The organism is Paenibacillus sp. 7523-1, from assembly GCF_002276415.1.
In the GTDB taxonomy this organism is placed as follows: domain Bacteria; phylum Bacillota; class Bacilli; order Paenibacillales; family Paenibacillaceae; genus Paenibacillus; species Paenibacillus illinoisensis_A.
In genome coordinates this window covers 221721-241882 of sequence record NZ_NPBR01000010.1, presented here as the reverse complement: position 1 = coordinate 241882, position 20162 = coordinate 221721, and the positions used below count along the sequence as shown (strand labels likewise).

16 protein-coding genes are annotated in these 20162 nt (G+C 46.3%); 12 read left to right on the top strand and 4 right to left on the bottom strand.

Features of this window, described 5'->3' with window-relative positions; all coding sequences use genetic code 11:
- Positions 1 to 92: 92 nt before the first annotated feature.
- Positions 93 to 791 (top strand): RNA polymerase sporulation sigma factor SigK, encoded by a 699-nt coding sequence (gene sigK / locus CHH60_RS13185; RefSeq protein ID WP_095359566.1) that lies wholly within the window; start codon positions 93 to 95, stop codon positions 789 to 791.
- A gap of 162 nt (positions 792 to 953) precedes the next feature.
- Positions 954 to 2297, top strand: coding sequence for an amino acid permease (locus CHH60_RS13180; RefSeq protein ID WP_095359565.1), 1344 nt, complete (start codon positions 954 to 956; stop codon positions 2295 to 2297).
- Between the two features lie 45 nt (positions 2298 to 2342).
- On the opposite strand, the gene CHH60_RS13175 is transcribed toward CHH60_RS13180, so the two are convergent.
- Both CHH60_RS13175 and CHH60_RS13170 read right to left on the bottom strand, forming a co-directional pair.
- Entirely contained in the window at positions 2343 to 3185 is an 843-nt protein-coding gene (locus CHH60_RS13175; RefSeq protein ID WP_095359564.1) for an alpha/beta hydrolase family protein, read from the bottom strand.
- Between the two features lie 53 nt (positions 3186 to 3238).
- Positions 3239 to 3661: a MarR family winged helix-turn-helix transcriptional regulator gene (locus CHH60_RS13170; RefSeq protein ID WP_095359563.1), complete on the bottom strand. Its 423-nt coding sequence runs from the start codon at positions 3659 to 3661 to the stop codon at positions 3239 to 3241.
- A gap of 267 nt (positions 3662 to 3928) precedes the next feature.
- On the opposite strand from CHH60_RS13170, the gene CHH60_RS13165 reads away from it, so the two are divergent.
- A complete protein-coding gene (locus tag CHH60_RS13165) occupies positions 3929 to 5038 on the top strand; it encodes a FecCD family ABC transporter permease (RefSeq protein ID WP_095359562.1) in 1110 nt (369 codons plus the stop codon).
- Between the two features lie 2 nt (positions 5039 to 5040).
- Positions 5041 to 5808, top strand: coding sequence for an ABC transporter ATP-binding protein (locus CHH60_RS13160; RefSeq protein WP_095359561.1), 768 nt, complete (start codon positions 5041 to 5043; stop codon positions 5806 to 5808).
- A gap of 122 nt (positions 5809 to 5930) precedes the next feature.
- On the opposite strand, the gene CHH60_RS13155 is transcribed toward CHH60_RS13160, so the two are convergent.
- Positions 5931 to 6590 carry a DUF421 domain-containing protein gene (locus tag CHH60_RS13155; protein WP_095359560.1) on the bottom strand — a complete coding sequence of 220 codons (660 nt, stop codon included), beginning with the start codon at positions 6588 to 6590 and terminating at the stop codon, positions 5931 to 5933.
- Positions 6591 to 6804: 214 nt separating this feature from the next.
- On the opposite strand from CHH60_RS13155, the gene CHH60_RS13150 reads away from it, so the two are divergent.
- From CHH60_RS13150 to CHH60_RS13115, 8 genes are all read left to right on the top strand, one after another.
- Complete coding sequence (locus CHH60_RS13150) at positions 6805 to 7170, top strand: hypothetical protein (protein ID WP_095359559.1); 366 nt, start codon at positions 6805 to 6807, stop codon at positions 7168 to 7170.
- 103 nt (positions 7171 to 7273) lie between these two features.
- Positions 7274 to 7936, top strand: coding sequence for a ribonuclease H (gene rnhA / locus CHH60_RS13145; RefSeq protein WP_095359558.1), 663 nt, complete (start codon positions 7274 to 7276; stop codon positions 7934 to 7936).
- A gap of 201 nt (positions 7937 to 8137) precedes the next feature.
- Positions 8138 to 9007, top strand: a complete 870-nt coding sequence (locus tag CHH60_RS13140; protein WP_095359557.1) for an alpha/beta fold hydrolase — start codon at positions 8138 to 8140, stop codon at positions 9005 to 9007.
- 297 nt (positions 9008 to 9304) lie between these two features.
- The gene (locus CHH60_RS13135) at positions 9305 to 10294 is read left to right on the top strand and encodes a serine/threonine protein kinase (protein WP_095359556.1); all 990 of its coding nucleotides are present in this window, start codon (positions 9305 to 9307) and stop codon (positions 10292 to 10294) included.
- Positions 10295 to 10806: 512 nt separating this feature from the next.
- Positions 10807 to 16452 carry a S8 family serine peptidase gene (locus tag CHH60_RS13130; protein WP_095359555.1) on the top strand — a complete coding sequence of 1882 codons (5646 nt, stop codon included), beginning with the start codon at positions 10807 to 10809 and terminating at the stop codon, positions 16450 to 16452.
- A 172-nt stretch (positions 16453 to 16624) separates the two neighbouring features.
- Positions 16625 to 17872 (top strand): transcriptional regulator, encoded by a 1248-nt coding sequence (locus CHH60_RS13125; protein WP_095359554.1) that lies wholly within the window; start codon positions 16625 to 16627, stop codon positions 17870 to 17872.
- A gap of 124 nt (positions 17873 to 17996) precedes the next feature.
- The gene (gene imm48 / locus CHH60_RS13120) at positions 17997 to 18437 is read left to right on the top strand and encodes an Imm48 family immunity protein (protein WP_095359553.1); all 441 of its coding nucleotides are present in this window, start codon (positions 17997 to 17999) and stop codon (positions 18435 to 18437) included.
- Between the two features lie 32 nt (positions 18438 to 18469).
- Positions 18470 to 19033 carry an RNA 2'-phosphotransferase gene (locus CHH60_RS13115; protein WP_095359552.1) on the top strand — a complete coding sequence of 188 codons (564 nt, stop codon included), beginning with the start codon at positions 18470 to 18472 and terminating at the stop codon, positions 19031 to 19033.
- A 126-nt stretch (positions 19034 to 19159) separates the two neighbouring features.
- Here CHH60_RS13115 and CHH60_RS13110 read toward each other — a convergent pair whose 3' ends face one another.
- Positions 19160 to 20017 carry an SDR family oxidoreductase gene (locus CHH60_RS13110; protein ID WP_095359551.1) on the bottom strand — a complete coding sequence of 286 codons (858 nt, stop codon included), beginning with the start codon at positions 20015 to 20017 and terminating at the stop codon, positions 19160 to 19162.
- Between the last annotated feature and the right edge of the window lie 145 nt (positions 20018 to 20162).

Genomic DNA, 20162 nt, shown 5'->3' with positions numbered 1-20162 from the left:
CACTTCTGGGCCCCCGCCTACATACAATAGATCGACCCTGTTCCTTCACGTGCTCAGGCCAGATCGTTGTAAAACTGCAGGAGGTGTCATCTGTGCCCGGATTGTTTACCGCAATTGCCCTGTTCATCAAAGAGTTAACGCTGCTCGTCTCGTATGTCAAAAATAATGCGTTCCCCCAGCCGCTGGCTGAGGACGAAGAAGCCAAACACCTGCGCCTCATGGCTGAAGGCAATGCCCACTCCCGCAACTTGCTCATTGAACACAATCTGCGCCTTGTTGCGCATATCGTCAAGAAGTTCGACAATACGGGTGAAGACCTGGAAGATCTGATCTCGATCGGAACCATTGGTTTGATTAAGGCGATCGAAAGTTTTCAACAAGGCAAAGGAACCAAACTCGCCACATTTGCGGCCCGCTGTATAGAGAATGAAATTCTAATGCACCTGAGGTCCCTGAAGAAAACACGCAAAGACGTCTCCCTCCATGATCCCATCGGAACGGACAAAGAGGGTAATGAAATTACGTTAATTGATATCCTTGGAACCGAAGCGGATGATGTCGTAGACAGGGTGCAGCTTAAGATTGAGAAAAGTAAAATCTACCGTAATCTCGACATTCTCGATGACCGGGAGAAGGAAGTCGTCATTGGCCGATTCGGCCTGGAGGCTGGCGGGGAAGAACGGACCCAGCGCGAAATCGCCAAGGAACTCGGCATCTCCCGTTCATATGTCTCACGGATCGAGAAACGGGCGCTAATGAAGCTGTATCATGAGTTCTATAAGCAAAAATAACGATGACCCAAAGTAGAGGGCGCCTTGTTAGAAGAGGTGGCCTCTTTCGCATGAAAAAAATCATAAATGAAGGATATGTATTTGGGTCAGATTATTATATGATGTTGTATACAAGTTTCAGCAACCTAGAGAGCATGTGCAGAAAGAGAGTGGTGGTTTACCATGCAGCAAGAAACATTAACACGGGGATTAAAAAACAGGCATGTCCAGCTTATGGCGATTGGAGGGGCGATTGGGACAGGCCTCTTTCTGGGAGCGGGCAAGACGATTCAACTGACAGGACCGTCGATCCTGCTGGCGTACATCATCACAGGCGCGGTTTTGTTTTTGATCATGCGTGCATTGGGGGAACTGTTGTTAAGCAACCTGCAGTATCACTCCTTTGTGGATTTTGTGCGTGATTACCTGGGAAATATGGCGGCGTTTATTACAGGCTGGACCTACTGGTTCTGCTGGATATCCATCGCTATGGCGGACATTACGGCGGTTGGCATGTACACGCAGTTCTGGTTTCCGAATGTACCGCAATGGATGCCGGGTTTAATTGCACTGGTCATTTTGTTAGTCATGAATCTGGCAACGGTGAAGCTGTTTGGCGAGATGGAATTTTGGTTTGCTTTAATCAAAGTCATTGCCATTCTGGCCCTTATTGTTGTCGGTCTATATATGATATTTAAAGGTTTTACCACAGATCAAGGGACGGCAAGCTTCACGAATCTGTGGAGTCATGGGGGATGGTTCCCAAATGGCATGCATGGCTTCATTATTTCGTTCCAGATGGTGGTATTTGCTTTTGTCGGCATGGAGCTGGTCGGACTGACCGCTGGGGAGACGGAGAATCCGGAGAAGGTTATTCCGAAAGCCATTAACCAAATTCCGATTCGTGTGCTGCTCTTCTATGTGGGTGCATTGCTGATTATTATGAGCATCTATCCGTGGAAAGCGATTGTGCCGAGTGAAAGTCCCTTTGTGCAGGTGTTTGCAGCTGTAGGTATTGCGACTGCCGCTGGGATCGTGAATTTCGTGGTACTGACATCTGCAGCTTCGGCGTGCAACAGTGCCATTTTCAGTACAAGCAGAATGGTCTTCTCCATGGCCAAGGATCGGAATGCACCGGAGTCCCTTGCCCGCCTGAATGGCCGAAAGGTGCCTTCCAATGCACTCTTTTTCTCCACGCTGGTTATTCTGGTTGCCATTATTCTGAATTATGTCATGCCAGAGGGCGTGTTCACACTGATCACAAGTGTATCGACCGTTTGCTTTATCTTTGTCTGGGGCATTATGGTGATCTGTCACCTGAAATACCGTCGTACCCAGCCGGAGATCGCTAATCGGAGTCACTTCAAACTGCCGCTGTATCCATTTTCCAACTATTTAATCTTGGCTTTTCTCGCGTTTGTGCTGGTTGTTCTGGCATTGGCAGAGGATACACGGGTGGCGCTGTTTGTTACTCCGGTGTGGTTTATTCTTATGGCGGGGATCTATGTGTTTAAGAAAAAAAAGTGAAGATGTAAAACCGTCCATCGCTGATGGGCGGTTTTTTTGCTTTTGCTATACCAGTGGGATCATCTCACTCCGTTTTAACCACTCGAGGATAATCTCTACTGCTTCATTATACCTCTGACCGACGAGCAAACCGGTATGTGTCGTGTGCCATAGACCGGCATATTCCGCATGAAGCTGCTCTGCAGTTAATCTGCCTCGCAGGTCCTCTTCCTCACTGGACACGGCCTTGATTACGAGACTGGGGCATGTAATGGACTCACCGTTAATGGATACAACGTCCTCACCGCCAAAGAACGCGGAGAATGTGCTGAAGGCCAGCGACGATTCCATGGCCAAATACTTACGTTGAAAAGCAATGTCCTCTGCCGATTCATCTATGCTGGTCAGCTCATGATGAACGGGTGCAGGAACGACGAGGCCAGGCGTTATACGATCCGCTTCAGCATACGGGACGGATCGAAGAACTTCCTGGCTCAGACTGGAATCGATCACGACCAATCCCCGAAGGGGAGAGCTTTCTGCTATCTTTTGACTAAGAATGCCACCCATGCTGAATCCGATGAGGATAGGCGGCTCCCCGCACCCGGTGATGATTTCCTGAATATCCTCCAGGTAATCTTCGAAGGTCACCCGGGTCATGTCCTGCACTCTGCTCTTGTAGTGACTTCTCAGATTCATGACATAACAAGTCCAGCCTTGTTGAACGAAATGAGGGATGTATTTGCTCCACATCCAGCTGCCTGTATAGGCACCGTGAACGAATAGGAGAGGGGGTCTGTGATCACTTCTCCCTTGAAGTTTATCTCCCTCAAAGATCTCCAGATACAAATCCTGTTCCCCAATGTATTGTGCGATATGGTCAGGCAGGGATTTGGTGTAGTCCTTCATGTATAATTCCTCCAATAATTTAGTTTTATATCAAACTATTTATCTAAAAAAATTTAGAAGTTGCTGTGAATTTTCATCAAAATTCGAAGCAGTTCCTCTTTCTCTGTTTCTGTGATATCCGCGTAAAAGACATTCAGCAGGTTCTGAGATATCTCTTCAAAGACGGGCTTGAGATCCTCGCCTTTAGAGGTCAGTGCTACATGAACAACGCGCGTATCTTCGTCGCTTCTCTCCTTGATGACGTATCCCATGCGCACCAGCTTGTCGACAAGTGCTGTGACGGTAGATTTATCCTTGCCAATTTTTTTGGCGATCTCGGCCATGGTCATTTGAGGTCGGTGATACAGAGCATAGATAATGTCGCCATGTGAAGTGGCAATATCCTGAATCCCATGCTTGGTCATCTCGGATACGATAAAACGATTGGAACTCTCTTTAATTTTGGATATGAGTGATATGGCATCTCTTGTTTTCATAAATCCAATATAGTTTTATATCAAACCATTGTCAAGGGATTAGGTAAAAACCTTGAGGAGAGAAGGCAGTCCTATTTTCGATGATTGCTAGTTGGCCTGCAATCTGTACGGGCACAAAGGGGATCAAAAAGAGCAGCGAGAAAAAACTCTCCTGCTCCTATTTAAAATTGACAAAGATAATCATTCTCAATTATAATCCGATCAAAAGCGTTGTAAATAGCTATATTTATTTGATCTTACATTATCGTGGAAGTGATGGGGGAAGAAATGGCACAAACAGTTCAGATGCAGACGCAGCACATGGGTAAACCCAAGTCTTTGATTCACAGCAAATCCGGTTTCGCATTACTTCTTGCAGCACTGGTGGTATTCATGCTTGTATCGGTGGGGATAGCGGTATCCATAGGTCAGGTGCATATTCCGCTGGCGGAGTCCTATCGTATTCTTCTCTACAAAATAACAGGCTTTCAGCTTGGAGCTGCGCCAATTGAAGCCGGTTCCTTTACCGATATCATCTGGCAGATTCGTTTTCCGCGTGTATTAATGGCAATGTTTATCGGGGCAGGTCTGGCGCTCTGTGGTGCCGTTATGCAGGCTGCTGTGCAGAATCCACTCGCTGATCCTTACATATTAGGTATATCCTCAGGAGCTTCACTCGGAGCAACGTTTGCGATTTTGATCGGATTCGGTTCCATTAGCTGGTTAGGTCAAACGGGTGTGGCCTTTTGGGCCTTTGCCGGTGCCATGGGTGCTTCCTTGCTGGTGCTTACACTTGCAGGTATCCGGGGCAAAATGACATCCGTCAAGCTGGTACTTGCCGGGATGGTCATTAACGCACTATGCAGTGCGTTCTCGAACTTTATCATTTACTTTGCAAACAATGCTGAGGGCATTCGAACCGTCACATTCTGGACGATGGGCAGCCTGGCGGCTTCGGGCTGGAACAAGCTCCCGCTGATCAGTATTGTCGTTCTGGTAGCGATTCTGTTCTTCCTGCTGCAATCCCGTGTGCTCAATACGATGCTGCTCGGGGATGAAGCGGCTGTGACGCTGGGCATTAATCTTAGTGTATATCGCAGATTGTACATGCTCTTAACGGCACTTGTAACGGGGGTTATGGTATCGAGCTGCGGGATGATCGGTTTTGTGGGACTCATTATTCCGCATATCGTAAGAGGCATGGTTGGTTCAGACCATCGCAAAGTCATGCCCGTGTCGGTGTTGTTCGGCGCGATTTTCCTCATTTGGACGGATGTTATCGCAAGATCCCTGATATCCAGCGTTGAATTGCCGATTGGAATTATTACCGCGATGATTGGTGCGCCGATGTTTATGTATATGCTGGTCAAAAAAGGCTACGGTTTTGGAGGGAAATAACCATGAAACTGAACGTAGAAAATGTATCCATATCGGTGCTGAATACGGACATCATCCGAAATATTTCGTTACAGGTAAACGACAAGCAATTCGTTGGAATAATCGGACCGAACGGTTGCGGCAAGTCAACGCTCCTCAAGAGCATCTATAAAGTAATCAAACCACAGCAGGGCAGCGTATTACTCGGCGATAAGGACATTCTGAAATCCAGTCCGAAGATCGTATCCCGGCATATGGGTGTTGTGGGACAGTTCAACGAACTGAGCTTTGATTTTACGGTGCGTGAAATGGTCATGATGGGCCGGACACCACACAAAAAGCTGTTGGAAACCGATAATCAGCAGGATGCCCGGATTGTGGAGCAGGCGCTTGAGAAGGTACATCTGTCCGGACATGCGGATCGCAATTACGTGTCTTTGTCCGGTGGAGAGAAGCAGCGTGTCATTCTTGCCCGTGTACTGGCACAGCAGCCTGAATTTCTCATTTTGGACGAGCCGACCAATCATCTGGACATCAAGTACCAGCTTCAAATTCTTAATATTGTACGAGGCCTGGATATTGGTATCCTCGCAGCACTCCATGATCTCGAACTGGCAGCCGAATACTGCGACTATCTGTATGTGGTGAAGCGGGGACAGATCGTGGTTCATGGTAAACCTGCTGATATATTGACACGTGAGATGATCGGGGAAGTGTTTGAGGTAGATTGTGAGATTTACGAGAATCCGGTTACCGGTGGATTGGGTATAGCCTATCTGAGTACACGGTAATGCCAAAAAATAAAACAAGAGTAGATCTACAGATGAGTGGATAAAAAATAGACCGTATTCTGCAAGAGCAATGTTGTACTGCTGGCAGGAACGGTCTTTTTTGTGGAGCTGCGAGAACACAGTTACTGTAATTTGGGGTCGATCGGTTTGGAGTGAGAGCCCTTGCTGACTTCCTCAAATATATCAGTGGAGTTGCCGCTTGAGGACGAAAAGCCGTTTGTGTTTTGCTGTTGGTCGCTTGTAGATGTCTTTGGTATGCCGGATTGATTGTTTCCGATCAGCTGAGCACCGGCCAACCCTATACCGTTCAGCAGCTCTTCCAAATCTCCGATGGTTACGGGACGGGCATGTCGTTTCAACACGTAGCCGAGTTGACCATTTGGCTCAACTGTCGCGGTCTCCAAATCATTGATGCTCGAAATTCCGTTTTGCCGGAGGTGCATCTCCAGCTGATCCATTGTGTATCGCATGCGCTTCAGGTTGGGGACAATGACTTGTCCATTTTCTACAATGATCCTGGAACTCCCGCTCATGATCCGTTCAAATACATTGAATTTCATTTGGAGGAGCTCCACCACAAGCAAGGTCGCAATAAAAACAGCTGCTGATCCAATGGCTTTGCCAAGTGCATGATTAGCAATAGGCTGCACAATCGTTGTCCCGATTGAAATCATGATGACCGTTGTGGCCACACTCATTTGCGAGATGGATTTGCGACCTGCAATTCGCAGCAAAACCATGCCAACCAGCACAAGCAAGATCGATTTCCATATCCAGTCCATGGTTACATTCCCTTCTGTACCAAGTCGTGTATCTGCATTGCTTAGCCTGTTCGAGATATGGATGGATTATACAGTTATTTGGTGAGGTACTGACGGTGGGGAAAATAGTCCCAAAAACAAAAGGACCATTATACTACGTTCCAAATGAAGAAAACGACCGATGTTATTAAGGAGGTTCCTTTCTGCTAACAAACGAGGAGTGATACAACGTACGATGCATACGAAGATAATACAGGAACTTCTTTCCCAGGAAGATTCCGAAGAGCCGATACAAGATGATATAGCCGTCGAGCCTTTGATTCAAGCGATCATGGACCCCGGAACATCAGGAAGCAGGGCAATATTCTTATACGCTCTTGAACATTTGGATTACATATTACATATAGAGCACATCATTCCGTTTATAGGTGATACCAGTCTGGAAGTGTGTGCACAATCATTTATGCTGTTGGAGCAGCTAAAGGATAAGCTATCCGACGAACAAATACTTACATGTGAGCAAGTCATTGAGCAGCAAATCAGACATAATGAAAGAAAGCTTCTCGTCGTAGCCTTGGACATGGTGCGGAGCTGGAAGTAAGGATGACGGTGAACTGAACGATTGTCTATCGAGTGCTTTCATTCACCCCTTCCTTTCGTTTACAATAGGGTATTGATTGCAGCAAACGAAGGAGCGGGTAACGATGGCGAAACAGAAATACTATGTCGTCTGGGAAGGCAAGAAGCCAGGTGTGTATAACACGTGGGCGGAATGCAAAGCACAGACGGATCATTTTACCGGAGCAAAATATAAATCATACGAATCCAGAACAGCAGCCGAAGAGGCATATCGTGCCGGGTGGAAAGGGAACTGGGGGACGGGCTCGAGTGGAGCAGGTGCTTCTTCCAAAAGCAAATCGGTCAGCAGCGGCAGAAGCGCTGGGATGGAGACATCGGAGGAAGTGGACTATGACAGTATTTCGGTTGATGTGGGCACACGCGGAAATCCGGGACCTGTAGAATATAAAGGTGTGGATACTCGCACGGGAGAGATTATTTTCTCCGTAGGACCGATTTCCAAGGGAACGAACAACCTGGGTGAGTTTTTGGCTATCGTCCATGCCCTGGCACATCTCAAAAAAGAAGGAAGCAACAAGACCGTATATACCGACTCGGTGAATGCCATGAAGTGGCTGAAGCAAAAGAAAGTATCCACCACGCTAGCTCGGGATGAGTCAACGGAAGAGATCTGGCTCATGATAGACCGCGCGGAGCAATGGCTGCGTACGAATACGTACAGCAATAAAGTGTTGAAATGGCAGACGAAACAGTGGGGCGAAATCAAGGCGGATTACGGGCGAAAATAAGCAAAAATTCTGTACGTATGTTCCATTATATGTAGTCTATTAGAAACGATATTTACAATTTCCAGTTTCCATTCTATAATCATCTGAATATGATAAGTTACACATATGGAGGAGCCTGTCATCTGCAGGCCCTCTTTATCTTTTTGGTCCATCCCTTTTTCGTCAAATTAGAGGGTAGAGTACACATTGCAGGAGGCAGACATGAGTTCCATTTATAGAAGTGAAGAAGGCAAGAGCAGTATTCTGGAGGATTATGAAGCCTATCTGGAAAATCTGGGCGAGGGCATTGAGCGGGAATATGTGGAGACACGTTTTGGACAAACCCATGTACTATTGACGGGGCCGGAGAACGGGAAACCGCTGTTCATTCTCCAAGGCGGAAACTGTGTGAATCCGATGACGTTGTCCTGGTTTTCTTCCTTATTCAAGGATTACCGAATTATTGCTCCCGATACGATCGGTCACCCCGGTTACAGTGAAGAGACACGAATCTCGGCGAGGTTTGACAGTTTGGCCTTGTGGGTTTCCGACTTGCTGGACCACTACAAGATTGAAAAAAGTGCGTTTATCGGGCCTTCTTTTGGCGGTGGGATTATCCTTAGACTGGCTACCTATATTCCGGAGCGTATTGCATGTTCCGTTTTGGTATCGCCTGCGGGACTGGCTGTGGGTTCGAAATTTAAAACAGCTCAGGACATTGTGCTTCCACTAGTGAAATACCGGATGACTTCTTCGCCATCTTCTTTGCAAAAAATTACAGGCACCATGTCATGCAACTGCATGAAGGAAATGGATAAAAACATCATGGGCAAAATCTTCAAATACGTCAGCATGGAGCAGGATAACCCTAAGCTTACGGAACGGGAAGAACTGGTGAACTATACGTCGCCAACGCTGCTGCTGGTCGGAGAGAAGGATGTCTTTTTCCCTGGGGATAAGGTCATTGAACGAGCTCAGAAAATTATTCCAAATGTACAAGCCGTCAAGTACGACACGGGTCATTTTCCTTCACAGGATGTGCTCATTCAGATGAACGGGGAGATTCGCCAGTTTTTACAGAAAAACTATTAATATAGCACAGGCACGGGCGGATCGAAGGTTTCAAGTCTATTAAACGAATCCGCCCATCTGTTGATAACAGTATGAGATAAGTAGTCTCTGATTTAACTAAGATTTTGTAATTCTATCAGGTATAGACTAGTATGGAGTAGGTATCGTAATTTATTTTATTATTTCCACATAAGTGTGTTTCAAATTGATATGATTGGTTTATATAGATGGTTGGCGATGAAACGTCTGCTGATTGGGACAAAGTAATGCAAGATGCGGCAAGTCTTCCGATCGACAAGGTTGAAAAGAGGGTCTGTTATGAGAAAAGACAATTACAAAATGGCACTGCAGCGCAATGTCATTCTAAACGATACATATCAGGTTAGACAGGTACTCGCCAGCAGTGAGCTGGCTATTGTATATGCAGGTAGAGACAAAAATACAGGGGCGAAGATAGCCATTAAGGAATTTTTCCCGCAGAGGCTGGCTTCGCGGCAATCGGACAAGCGGGGAGTGTACTGTTCTTCGCGCGGTTTCGGCGGGCAGTACCAGGAACTGCTTGCTTCCTTCCTGGTTGAAGGAGAATTGTTGTCCGGTCTCAGTCATCCTCATATTATTACGTACATAGACCATTTTGAAGAAAATGATACAGGGTATCTGATTACCGAGTACTGCAGCGGGATCACGTTGAACGAGTATTTGCACGAGAACGATCATGCACTGGACCCTGCATTTATTCAAGGGACACTGCTGCCTCTAGTCGATACGCTGGATTACATTCATAAACAAGGAATACTTCACCGGGATGTGAAGCCTTCCAACATTATGATTATGGAGGACGGAACGCCGAAGCTGCTGGATTTCGGTTCGGCTGCTCGCTGGCCGATGCAATCTGGGGATAAACAGGCCATTTTCACATCTTCCGGATATTCACCGCTTGAATTCTATTCCGAAAAATCCAGTCAGGGGCCGATGTCAGACATCTATAGTCTGTCAGCACTTCTTCACTATTGGACATGTGGACAGCCTCCACTAGACGTAAAAAAGCGGCTGTTCCAGGATGAATTGCCATCTGTTCGCAGCCACAACACCTATGTGAACCCATGGCTTGCACGTGTCATTCACTGGGGACTGACGGTCCGCTCCGAGAAACGCTGTGCTTCGCTCGCCTGGGTCAGAAGATCTTTGCGGGTTCAGGCTCTAATGTGGAAATTACGCAAGCCAGGCACGTTGGAATGGACACTCGCAGAGAATGAACATACTCAAGTCTATGACCTGGAAACGGGCAAAAAGCACGAGACGGCATGATTGCGCCTCTTTTGAGCCCTATCTTAATATTTGGAACGAAAACGTAAGTGCATAAATAAGCCAGGCCTTTGCAAAGAGAGGTCTGGCTTATTTTTCAACTTTTAAAATGAGCATAATGGAAAAAATTGAATATATTAAGTCAAAAAAGCTTACATATCTCGTCCTGATCAGAACAATGATGTGAGCTTTTTTACATTTCTTTTTGCAAATTTGATAAGGAATCCGATGAAAAATAGCATAAAAAGTAAATTATTATTCAAAATACGCTTCATTTTCGAAAGTGTTTTTAGGTCTTGAGATACTTGATTGTTTAATCCGATTGTAATTAAAAGCGTAGAGTCCTGGTTTTGTAAAGTAAACTCGCTAAATTAGATAATTCGGTCTACTTATATGTAAATTTTTTAGAAGAATAACAGAAGCATTCAGTCTATTAACATACTCAATTACCCCAATTTACATTCTATACCCCTCGGAATACGATAATCCTAATCTATTACCGCAGGAGGTATGAAATGAAACGAAAATCAGCCCGATGGTTATCCGGTCTTATAGCGGCAGGAGTCATGTTGTCTTCCGTGTTCTCTATGCCTGCTTACGCAGCGCCCTCTTATGGTCCTCTAGAGCAGAGTGCAAGCGCTAAGTCCATTCTGCAATCTCTGACACCAGAAGAGAGACAAGCTCTAAACCAGCTGCAAATCATGGATGGAGAAGTTATTGACTCCAGGGTGAATACGAAGAGTGAAGACTCGGTTAACGTGATTGTTCAATTTAAAAGCGAACCCGCTGTAGTGGCCTTGAAACGGGCTGCTTTGAACAATGAGAAATTATCAGAGCTCACAGCTACAAGCAGAGTGAAACAAAACCATCAGCAATTTAAACAGCATATTAAGTCTCTTCAGCAGAAGAGAGGACTGTCTTATGATGCTTCCGCAATCCAGATTACTCAGGAGTATGATACCGCGCTAAATGGTGTAGCTTTAACGATTCCTGGTGTTGCGGTAGAAGATCTAATGAAATCCGGTGTAGTGAAAAAAGTATGGGCTGATCAGGAAGTGACTCTTGATCTGCCGGAGGCAGACACACAGAGTGAATTTGCATCCGAAGCCGGTATGCAGCCCCGGATGGCTGATAGTGTGCCGTACCTCGGGATCGATACACTTCATGAAGAGGGCATTACAGGCAAGGGAGTTAAAGTCGGCGTACTGGATACGGGAATTGATTATCATCATCCGGATTTAACGGGTGCATATAAGGGGTATCGAGCCCATGACGGTGAAGATCCCAAACAAGTGGATCCGGCTACGGTCAAAGGTTGGGATTTTGTCGATAACGATGCTGACCCGATGGAGACAACATACGCCGATTGGGAAAATTCGGGCTATAAGGAGCTGGGAGTACCCGCAGAAGACTACTATACCTCTCACGGAACCCACGTATCGGGAACTATCGCTGGACAGGCGAAAAATAATGTGGGGTATGCAGTAAAAGGGGTAGCGCCAGACGTGGACTTGTATGTATACCGTGTACTCGGTCCTGGCGGAAGTGGTGAGATGAGTGGCATTATTGCCGGGATTGACAAGGCTATACAAGATGACCTTGATGTAATCAACCTCTCTCTGGGTGCTGCAACGAATGATCCGTTGGACCCTGCGTCCATTGCACTGAATAATGCGATGCTGCAGGGCGTCGTGAGTATGGTTGCAGCAGGTAACGATGGGCCAAGCGAGGGCACACTAGGCACGCCGGGTGCCAGTGCACTGGCCATTACGGTTGGGGCTTCCGATGTCCCGTTGACCATTCCTACCGTTACCGTGACCATGGATGTATACAGTAATTCAAATGAGGATGAGGCAGCAGAAGAAGCTGCACCTGAAGCAGATCCGGAGGTGCCAGCAGCAGCAGAAGAAGCTGCATCTGAAGCAGAAGCGGAGGTAACAGCAGCAGAAGAAGCTGCACCTGAAGCAGATGCGGAGGTAATAGCAGCAGCAGAAGCTGCACCTGAAGCAGATCCGGAGGTGCCAACAGCAGCAGAAACTGCACTTGAAGCAGATGCAGGGGTGCCAACAGCTGCAGAAGAAACACCTGCTCCAACGTATACCAAGGAGCTGCCTTTGTTTGGTAAGGATTTTGCGGACGATCTGAATACACTTGAGGGTAAAACCTATGAGCTCGTGTATGCAGGCATTGGAAACGTTTCTGATTTTGAAGGTATTGATGTTCAAGGTAACGTGGCCCTCATCGCTCGGGGCGAGATTGCACTGGACGCCAAAATTGTCAATGCAAGAAAAGCAGGAGCGGCAGCGGCGTTAATTTACAATAACGTGGAAGGAACCATCCCCAACTATTTGGGTGAAATGAACGGATATATTCCAACATTCCAAATGGAAAAGGAGCTTGGAGAGAAGCTAAAGGATGCAAATGGCGTGATGGTTACCTTTGGCACAACGGGCCAAACCGTTACAGAGGGGAACAAACTGGCTGATTTCAGTTCCCGTGGTCCAGCTGCAGTCAACAATGATATCAAACCGGATATTGTAGCTCCGGGTGTAGCTGTATTTTCAACATACCCAGTTTTTGTGAATGATCATACGGGAGAGAATTATGATATTGCCTATGCACGCATTTCAGGTACTTCCATGGCGACGCCGCATATGGCAGGAATTGCTGCTCTTATGCTGCAGGAACACGCAGATTATACGCCTTTTGATGTGAAGACAGCTCTGATGAATACGGCGGTGAATCTGAACGGTAATTATTCCGTATATGAAGTGGGTGCAGGTCGTGTAGATCCATACCGTGCAGTCCACACATCCGTATTTGCCAAAGTTCAGGACAAAACCATTCATTTCTCAAATGAGGAATCCATCCTGATCGACGAAATTACAGGTTCAATCGTATTTGACAGTGCGTACCTAGAAGATGAAGGCGGGGAAATCCTGTCGGACAGCCGCATCGTTAAGATCGAGAATAAAGGAAACAGTGCGAAGACCTATCGGACTTCCAGCAAGCTGTTGAACGAGATGAATTTAAATGTTCGGCTTCCGGAATCCATTACAGTAAGTGGAGGAAGTACGGAAGAGATGACCGTCTCTGTTGATGTACCACAGGGCACGCCAAGCGGTCGTTACGAAGGATATGTATATCTAGATACGGAAAATGCCGCGGATCATATTCAGATCCCTTTCGCCATCCGCATTAGCGAGAAGGGCATTACTTCTGTCGAGTTGATTCCGCCAGCCGTTACAAACGATACCCCATTCCATCAGTTCCTGAACCGGATGACACTGAGTACCATTCTTTTGGGCAGTCCCATTGATTCTGTGGATGTGTTGCTGAAGGATCGCGAAACTGGCGAGGAAATCGGTTTTGTAGGTACAATGAATACGCAGTCTATGCTCCCGGGAATAGAATATATGATCCTGAATTTGTTTAAAGGTTACGCATTTCCGATTGAAAACGGGGAAATCTCGAGCGTTGCACGATTTGTACCTGAGGGCAGCTACACACTTGAAATCATTGGGACGGATTCTGAATCCAGGCAGTATTCATACGAGACATTGGTCGTTGTGGACAATACAGCCCCTGAGATTGACCTGGGTATAGAGCCTGGTGTATACGAGCTCAATGATAGTATGTTGACGGAAAGAGAAGCTGGACTTGGCGTCTGGTACGATGGCACAGCTATCGATTCAACAGTGCAAACCTTTGTTGATAATGGAATCACGGCTTATGATCAATCTTCCAATCGTATCATTTTCTACGAGAATGGCAGTCCGTTCTATTCCGGTGATTTACCTGTTTCCAAAGAAGGAAACATATCTTTTGGTATCACGAAGGAAGAATATGATAATGGTTACGAACTTCGACTCTTTGGAATGGATGTGGGTACAGCGGCCAATCCCGTCAAGGACCACCGCTATGGCTTTATTTCCGAAGGCAAACCTTATGTGACCAGTAAATATGACAAAGAACAAGTACGTAAAGGAGATACGATTACCCAGACTATTCAATTGAACAATGTAGAGAAGTTAAACGGTATTTCGTTTATCCTGGAATCCATGTATGACTACAAACAATTTAACCGGATTGAACCAACGCCTGAGCTGCAGGCATTACTGGATGCCACAGGCGCTGAAGTGAAATTCAGTGATCCTGTAGTGAGCCCAAGAGAAATCAGCTTTGAGGCATCCATCTCAGGTGGGTCCTTTGAAGGAATCACAGGTGATCTTGATTTGTTCCAAGTTATCTTTGATGTACCGAAGGATGAATTTTATTTCAAGAAAAATGACGTACCATTGCTTGATGTGAAATACACTACGGTTGGCATGAATGAGAACGAAGAGAAGTTGACATTAACCTCGTTTAACACAGATAGCTATGAAGTGATCTCCAAATCTTCAAGAACATATGGTTATGTACGTCCCGAAGCTTTTATGGTCAATGGAGAGTATCTGGATTTTGCAAATGACTATTCGGCAATGGGCATTGAAGTTTATGCGGAGACGGCTTCCGGAGAGAGAGTTGAGGGGACGCTGCAAAAATACGGTGAGTTCCTCATCGATGGCATTCCCGCAACAGGTGAAATGACGACCATCTACACACGAGTTCCCGGTCATTTACCTTCCAAGCTGGCAGTGGTCCTGAGCAAGACGATTAATGGCGAATATTATGGCATCAATCAACTGAATTCGTCTGACTTTACGTATGCCGGCGATATCAATGGAGATGGAGTCATCGATATCTATGATATGGAACTTGTAACGAAACATTATCATACTTCGGATGAAATCGCCGATATTGACCAGGATGGCTATGTAGGAGACGCCGAAGTAAATTACATTACGAATAACTTTGGAAAAACCGCTAACTATTCCACCCAAAAGCCTGTCATGCAAATTGGTGAGAAAGATTTGGGATACTTCCTGAACAAGATTCAGGAAATGAACAATGGTGGTTCCGGAAATAACGGTGGCGGTTCCGGTAATAATGGTGGTGGAGGGGAATCTGGGGCAGCTCCTGCACCGGCCCCTACACCTGCACCGAAGCCAGAGACAGAACTGGGCCAAAATCAGGTCATCACGGAAAAGGATCTGAAAGCTGCGACAAACGGTACAGCGACTGTGGCGATCACGGTTGGTCAAAAGATTGAGCTGCCTGTCAATGCTGGAGACTTGTTAGGCTCCAATACACTTACACTATCTCAGCAAGGCTTATTATCGCTAACGATTCCTTCTGGCTTATTCAAAGAACTGCAAACCAAAGGTGGCCCTGGTGCTGCCGATGGCAAGATTATGCTGGAGATAAAAGAAAAAGACGTGAACGTGCCAGCCGCCAAACAAGGTCTGACATGGACAATTGCAGGTGCTGCTTACGAATTCGAACTTTACCTGGAGGCTTCCGGTGAAAAGTTATCCTTGTCCACGCTTCCGGAAGATATTGCGTTGACACTTCATTACGACAAGGATCTGAATAGCAACCTGATCGGAATGTACAATGAATCTTCATCCAAGGACAACTGGACCTATGTTGGCGGGGATGTAGATAGACAAAATGGTACCGTGACCTCCCCATTGTCTCATTTGGGTACATTTGGACCTTTTGTTTACGACAAAGCGTTTGAAGACGTGACTCCGACGCATTGGGCAAGTGAAGCCATCAAGTCTCTTGCAGCCAAGCATGTGCTGACAGGCAAGACAGAGACTGCATTTGATCCTCAGGGTCAGACAACTCGTGCTGAATTTGCCGCTTTAATCGTAAGAACCCTTGGTTTACAGGCCAAAGGAAACGAATTACCATTTGGCGATGTGAGTCAGGATGCCTGGTATGTAGAGAGCATTGCTGCAGCATACCAAGCAGGTTTGATTCAAGGAATAGCCAAAGATAAGTTCGCTCCGACCGAAACCATCTCGCGACAAGAAATGGCTGTGCTCATGATGAGAGCATATGAATATCAAACCCAATCATTGGATACCAAGCAGACATCTGAGGGCTATTCAGATGCAGCAGACATTGCACCGTGGGCAGAGGAAGCTGTGGCTAACGCTTCCGAACTGGGTGTAATGAAGGGTTCTGCAAAAGGTGAATTTAACCCGAAAGATCATGCAACACGTGCCGAAACGGCCCAAACGATTTACAATTTACTTTCGCTAATCCAATAAGAAATATTAGAAAAAGAGGTCCCTTTAGCGGGCCTCTTTTTCTGTATGATGATACCTTACATGATCCTCGGAAACTCTATCGCAATGACCTCGACCTATAATATATGCTGGTAGAGTCCTCATTCGCTCCCTATAATTAGGGATAAAACGAAGGACAAAAAGAGGTGTAGTGATGATTGAAGGGAAGATTATTAAATTTTACCGGGAGAAAAAAAGACGAACTCAAGGAGAACTGGTGAAAGGGATCTGTTCAGTCACACATCTGAGCAAAATTGAGCGGGGCATGACAGAGTATTCACAGGAAATTATGGACATGCTCTGTGAGCGACTGCACATTGATATGGTAAGGGAAGTAACAAGATACCATCAAATGAAGGAGCTTCTGGATACATGGCAGGAGGCAATAATCATGCAGAGAACTGCCGAGGCTATTCGCCTCAAAGACAAGCTCGAAGAAGAACCATTGACAGGTATACCTGATCTGCGATTATCTTGTGACTTGCTGCGGATTCGATTTTACTTGTTTATGAATAATATAGATGAGGCCGAAAAGCATATAGACAAAATCGAGATTCCGGATGAATTGGAGCATTCGTATGAGTATTATTTTTACCACCATTTGATGGGGATTTATTATTTCCTCACAGGACATTATGCGAAATCCATCCAGACACTAACTTCGATAGACCAGTCCAAGTATACAAACCATGAATATTTTTATCACCTGTCTCTCGCATATCACTCGATATACTCGAATATCACGTCTTACTATTACGCGGAGAAGGCCATTCAACATTTTCGCAAAACGCTCAATATGGTACGAATCATTGATACTGAAACCATCATGCTCGTTCAGCTCAATTCTCGTGAATATCATGATTTTCCAGAAACCAAACGCAGATATGATAATCTGATTCGGATCTGTGATGATTGCGGTCTTCCTGACCGGAAAGCCAAGCTGCTAAACAATCTTGGTTATGAATACAACCGGAGAAACCAATATGAAGATGCAGCCTACTGGTACAGGGAAGCGCTTGATATCATTCCGGAAGAGCAGCCGTTATACTTGATGGTACTCAATAATTACATAGAAACGAGTAGACTGGGGAGCCTCATGCCTGCAAATAAACTGCTGGATCTATCTCTGGAAGCTCTGCGTCAATCTGATCTTGTGGAAGATGCGAGCTATATGGAACTAGAACTCCAATGTGTTATTTTACAAGGCCAGGAGAAGGCATATTATCAAATGATAGAAGAAAGAGTGCTCCCTTATTATCGTGAACTGGGTTCCAAGTATCTAGCTGAGCGTTATGAAGAAATATTGTTCCAGTACTATATGGATCATGGTGAGAAGGATAAGGCGCTTCATCTCGCAAAAAATCGTTTTGAAACGCAGACGACAACGCTTATATCAGGGTAATATATAAAATGCGAGAAGTGTCGCAGTATAGGGCATTTGAAACGAGCGCTATACCTCCGATACAATGTGGTCAGAGAGTCTGAGAGAATGGCTCAAATATGGCTGAGAAATGGAGAACTACAATATGACTGATTTTATTAATGCAGAAGATATTAACGACGTCATTCTGGCAGCGGCTGCCTCTGAGCTGGAGCAGATGGTGGACCGGATTTGCGAATTGATTGGCACGCCTTTGGGGCAGACAACAGAGCTGGAGCGACAGGTTATCGCTGCATTCGGCTTTGGGGCTGTATACGGCATTACTCATCGGGATCAACTAGGAGAGCCCCAGGCTCATGCACTGAGTATTCGTATGTTGATCAAGCCATTTAACTACAGTGAGCAGCAAGCAGTGGACTTTGCCGACGATCTGATTCGGGTGGCCTCGGACCGGGAGGCGCATCCAGTAATGAACACGATTATTCATCTTGGGATTGATGGCCACCGTCAATTTAACCAGGAAGACGATGAAGGACTGGCTCGCAATATTCAGGAGATTTTGGCGGCGGTACAACCGGAGAGATAGAAGAGCGTTACTAGATTCGGGAGATGATCGTAATGGATTTGATGAAACTAAGCAAAGAGCTCTCTTATGCTCTGCGGCATGCCCCCTGGGAATATGAGCTGGAGCTGGATGGAGAGGGCTGGGTGGAGATCTCGCAATTACTCGTGGCACTACATGAAAGTCCGCAGTGGAAAGAAGTAACGGAAGCCGATCTGGAGCAGATGATTGAGGCCTCGGAGAAAAAGCGACACGAAATCCGTTCCGGCCGCATCCGGGCATTATATGGTCACTCCACTCCGCAGAAGATATCCAAAATCCCTGCGAACCCGCCGGTAACGCTGTATCATGGTACACCGGCTCGCGCGGTGGCTTCGATTATGGAGCAGGGATTGCAGCCGCGGCAGCGGCAGTATGTGCACTTGTCCGCAGATATGAATACGGCCGAACAGGTAGGACGCAGACGTGATGATCAGCCTGTAATTCTGAAAATTAATGCCGCGCTGGCAGCCAAAGAGGGTATCCTCTTTTACCATGGAAATGAAAATATCTGGCTCGCTGATCACATACCTGCACGCTATATCGACCGCAGACAAGAATATTGCCCGCGAGTCCAATAGATTATTATTTTGTTTATAAGCACATGTTACAGAAAAAGGGGCACATCAACATTAGTTGGTGTGTCCCTTTTGGATATCCAGCTAAAAGAATTTCGTTCTAATAGCAGATATGGATTTGAAGACGTTTTACTTGCCCAAAATTGCTTTAACACCTTCGCTCAGTGGTTGAGCCGGACGGCCAAGCAGCTTCTCCAATGTGTCGCTCTCTACAGCCAGTGCGCCTTCACGGATAGCACTCTGCATATCAACCAGCATGGAGACCACAAAGTCAGGCAGCCCTGCACCTTTCATGATGTTCGCATAAGCGGCATCGTCCACGTTTTGCACATTGATGTCCTGTCCGAGCACTTCGCCAACGATAGATGCAAGTTCAGCTTGCGTGCGGAGTTTACCGGACAACTCATATACCGAATTCTCATGTCCCTCACCTGTAAGGACTGCTGCAGCTGCATGTGCATAATCGCTGCGCGTAGCCCAGCCTACTTGACTGTCGTTGGTCGCATGAACCCATGGGGCACCTTGGGTAGCAGCTTGCACGCTGCCTGCTTCATTTTCCAGATACCAGTTGTTACGCAGGAAGGAATAAGGAATGCCGGATTCGCGGATCGCCTGTTCTGTGGCACGGTGCACTTCAGCCAGGGAAAGGGTGTTATTCTCGGCATTTACCACGCTGGTATAAGCGATAAATCCAACACCTGCACTCTTGGCAGAATGAACCGCAGCTTGATGTTGGCGGATACGTGTCTCATTGTCGCCATCTGTAGAGATGAGCAGCAGGCGATCCACACCAGCGAAAGCTTTGGCAAGTGTATCCGGTTGATCAAAATCACCATGACGAACGTCGACGCCTTGAGCACGCAATGCTTCCGCTTTCTCAGGGTTTCGTACACTTACAGCCAGATCCCCGGCCGATACCGTTTTTAACAAAGCTTCTACGACAAGTGAACCCAAATGGCCTGTTGCACCAGTTACCAAAATTTTCATGAAATATTCCTCCAATGGTTTAAGTATTTTAAAAAAAGTTTGGATGTAATCAAGTCCGTTATAACAGATGTGATTACAACCAAAGGGTTAAAAAAAGCTCGTTATGAGCTTCTTTTATTCAGACACATGAACCTGATCCATCATC

Coding starts and splice junctions, on each gene's coding strand:
- CHH60_RS13180 (WP_095359565.1), top strand. CDS start 954: ATGCAGCAAGAAACATTAACACGGGGATTAAAAAACAGGCATGTCCAG.
- CHH60_RS13175 (WP_095359564.1), bottom strand. CDS start 3,185: ATGAAGGACTACACCAAATCCCTGCCTGACCATATCGCACAATACATT.
- CHH60_RS13170 (WP_095359563.1), bottom strand. CDS start 3,661: ATGAAAACAAGAGATGCCATATCACTCATATCCAAAATTAAAGAGAGT.
- CHH60_RS13165 (WP_095359562.1), top strand. CDS start 3,929: ATGGCACAAACAGTTCAGATGCAGACGCAGCACATGGGTAAACCCAAG.
- CHH60_RS13160 (WP_095359561.1), top strand. CDS start 5,041: ATGAAACTGAACGTAGAAAATGTATCCATATCGGTGCTGAATACGGAC.
- CHH60_RS13155 (WP_095359560.1), bottom strand. CDS start 6,590: ATGGACTGGATATGGAAATCGATCTTGCTTGTGCTGGTTGGCATGGTT.
- CHH60_RS13150 (WP_095359559.1), top strand. CDS start 6,805: ATGCATACGAAGATAATACAGGAACTTCTTTCCCAGGAAGATTCCGAA.
- rnhA (WP_095359558.1), top strand. CDS start 7,274: ATGGCGAAACAGAAATACTATGTCGTCTGGGAAGGCAAGAAGCCAGGT.
- CHH60_RS13140 (WP_095359557.1), top strand. CDS start 8,138: ATGAGTTCCATTTATAGAAGTGAAGAAGGCAAGAGCAGTATTCTGGAG.
- CHH60_RS13135 (WP_095359556.1), top strand. CDS start 9,305: ATGAGAAAAGACAATTACAAAATGGCACTGCAGCGCAATGTCATTCTA.
- CHH60_RS13130 (WP_095359555.1), top strand. CDS start 10,807: ATGAAACGAAAATCAGCCCGATGGTTATCCGGTCTTATAGCGGCAGGA.
- CHH60_RS13125 (WP_095359554.1), top strand. CDS start 16,625: ATGATTGAAGGGAAGATTATTAAATTTTACCGGGAGAAAAAAAGACGA.
- imm48 (WP_095359553.1), top strand. CDS start 17,997: ATGACTGATTTTATTAATGCAGAAGATATTAACGACGTCATTCTGGCA.
- CHH60_RS13115 (WP_095359552.1), top strand. CDS start 18,470: ATGGATTTGATGAAACTAAGCAAAGAGCTCTCTTATGCTCTGCGGCAT.
- CHH60_RS13110 (WP_095359551.1), bottom strand. CDS start 20,017: ATGAAAATTTTGGTAACTGGTGCAACAGGCCATTTGGGTTCACTTGTC.